Origin of the sequence: Frankia sp. CeD, from assembly GCF_000732115.1 — a bacterium.
Classification (GTDB): domain Bacteria; phylum Actinomycetota; class Actinomycetes; order Frankiales; family Frankiaceae; genus Frankia; species Frankia casuarinae.
The window spans coordinates 2,281-5,081 of sequence record NZ_JPGU01000084.1; the positions used below are offsets into that span (position 1 = coordinate 2,281).

The following is a 2,801-nucleotide window of genomic DNA, read 5'->3' on the forward strand; positions in this document are numbered from 1 at the left end:
GACTTGCATGTGTTAAGCACGCCGCCAGCGTTCGTCCTGAGCCAGGATCAAACTCTCCATCAATGCATTGAGAGCGCCGATGCAAAAACATCGACAGACCCCGACATCGACAGCAGACCCTCACAGGCCCACCACCGTGTCCAAAGGAATCCCTCACAACCCAACCAGACAGCCACCCCACCACGTGGGACACCACCCAGCCAGGCCATGAACGGGGTANAACAATTGGCACTGANAATCGGCACGCTGTTGAGTTCTCAAGGAGCAGGCGCTACCAGACCTCCACCCTCAGGGCTTCGTTCTGGTGCTTCTTTAAGTTACTCGGCTTGCCCGGCGGTGTCAAATCGCTTCTTTTTGTGCGAAATGTTCACATCCGAACAGATCTTACCTTCTTGCACACTCCGGACGTTCGCGTTCAAAGCGATCAACCGGAACGTTTTTCCTAGATTATGAGCTTTGGCTTGATTGTGTCAAATCACTCCGGCCCGGTAGTTAACCTACCCACGTACCGGTGTTTGCCACTCTCGTACCTTATCGCACCGTCCGCGGCCCGTTTCCTCGGGGGGTCTACGCCCCCTCGGAGGAGATCTGGTCCTGCGCGACGCCCGGCTCCCGGAGGAGCTCGGTGGGCGACGAAGAGGAACTATACACGAGTCCGGGCATGGTGAGCGGACGCGAGGACATAACTTTCTGGCACCGACGGTTGACAGTGCGCAATCCCTGCAGCTGACAACCTCCGGGCCCCCGCGCCGATTCCCNCCCTCGCCGANCCGCTGCCGAGGCCCGCCTCGTCCCTCGTTCACCGGTGCCGTCCGCCCGCCGGCGCAGACACCGGGTCCGATGCGGGGGTACCCCGGTCAGCGATCCCCAAACCACCCGAACCTCCGATCCGCACGCTCCCTACACCTGCCCCTCCCGCGTCTACCCAGCCGCGAGGCTGTGAGGCCGGGCAGACGCGCCAGCGAGGCATGTTTGAGGAGGAGGGGACACCAGGCGAGACCGACACACCAGGCGACGTCTTAGAAAACGTCGTACCGGCCGGTACTAGCCCTCCCAGGCGTACCGCTCCGGCGCGAGGATGAAGGCGCCGGCCCCCCGAAGCGCGATCCGGCTGGGATCGGAGCTCCGTCTGATCTGCATCCGCCGGGTGAACGCCAACCCCGTGTGACGATCGAAACTGGCCGACAGCGCGTCCCAGAAGATCGGGCCGGACTGCGCAAACCCGCCAGCCACCACGGCGGCCTCCAGGTCGAGCAGGCTCGCGCAGGAGGCCAGTCCGGCTCCCACCGCAGCACCCGCGCGGGCGAGGGCCCGCCGGGCGACGCCGTCGCCGGCCCGTGCCGAGGCTGCAAGCACGCGACCGTTGGCCGGCTGATCCCCCGAAGGCACCCAGCCCTCGCCGATCGCCCAGGCCACCGTCCGCGGACCCGACGCGAGCGCCTCCAGACATCCACGTCCCCCACACGGACAAGGAGGTCCGTCGGCCTCCACCACCATGTGACCGATATGGCCGGCATTGCCGGATGTGCCGTGCAGCAACCGGCCCCCGAGAACCAGGCCGCCTCCGACGCCGGTGGAGACGGTGACGGCGAGCATGTTGCGCACGCCACGGCCNTCACCCATCCAGTGCTCGCCGGCGGCGAGGGCGACGGCGTCGTTGTGGATCAAAACCGGGCCGCCCGGGTATGCGTCCCGCAGCCGCGCCCGCAACGGGAATCCCCGCCAGGCCGGAATGTTCAACGGGGAGACCTCACCGACCGGCCAGTCCATCGGACCGCTGCACCCGCAGCCGAGTCCCGTCATCTCGTCCGGACGCATCCGCGCCGCGGCGAGCGCCTCGTCGAGGCAGTCCTGGACGACGGCGAAGACCTCCTCGGCATCGACCCCTGCCGCCCGGGCCGACGCCGGCCCAGCGCCGTCCGGATCAGGTGAAGCCGGTGAAGCCGGTGAAGCCGGACGCGGGACCGGCATGGAGCGACGGGCCTGAGCGGCGATCGTGCCGTCCCCCGCGACGACACCGGCGGCGATCTTGGTTCCCCCGATGTCGAGGGCGAGTGCGAAGGTCTTCCGGCCGTCCGCACGCGCCGGCTCCGCACCCGCGGGCTCCTTGCCCGACGCGCGGACGTCCCGCGGCCCGCCCGCCTCCCATGGCTGGAACGCCTCCTGCGACTGGGACATCGTCCTGGCGCCTCTCTGCTCGCCGATCGACCGTCGGTACCTGCGGTACCTCGTGAAACCCGGCCGTAACTGAAACCCGGCTGTGACCCGTCCGCCCTCGGCAACCCTTCCGACCACCGGAAACCGGCCTGGAGGCCGACATCCACCACCGGTACCAACCTGGTCTCTCCCGACCTGGAGCGACGGAAGAGGTGGAGCGTACCCGCGATCGGCCCGCACCGACCTCGGCCCCGCGGAACGCGCAACCCGGCGCACGAAACCCGGCAGGCCGCCACGGCCCAGTCCCGACCCGCCGCGAACCCGACCCGCCGCGAACCCGACCCGCCGCGAACCCGACCCGCCGCGAACCCGACCCGCCGCGAACCCGACCCGCCGCGAACCCGACCCCGTGAAATTGTGGGATTGAATGGTTGGGGCGGCCGGCGACAGGCCGATCCCCGATCGCGGTCGCCTCCACGAAGAAACCATCCTGAGGCGGGCTCACGGCGATCACCTGAGGTCCACGGGCTTCTCGGCCGCCGAGCACATGGACAAGCCGATCCGCGGTCGGCTAATGTCCGACGGGCAAGGACGATCACCGGTTGAACGACGGTGGCGGTTACTTCCGACGGTCCGTCCCAGGG

The 2,801-nt window shown here is 68.2% G+C and carries 1 protein-coding gene; it reads right to left on the reverse strand.

Annotated elements, in window-relative coordinates; genetic code table 11:
* Positions 1-1,044: 1,044 nt before the first annotated feature.
* Positions 1,045-2,178, reverse strand: coding sequence for an ROK family protein (locus CED_RS20780; RefSeq protein WP_035913573.1), 1,134 nt, complete (start codon positions 2,176-2,178; stop codon positions 1,045-1,047).
* Between the last annotated feature and the right edge of the window lie 623 nt (positions 2,179-2,801).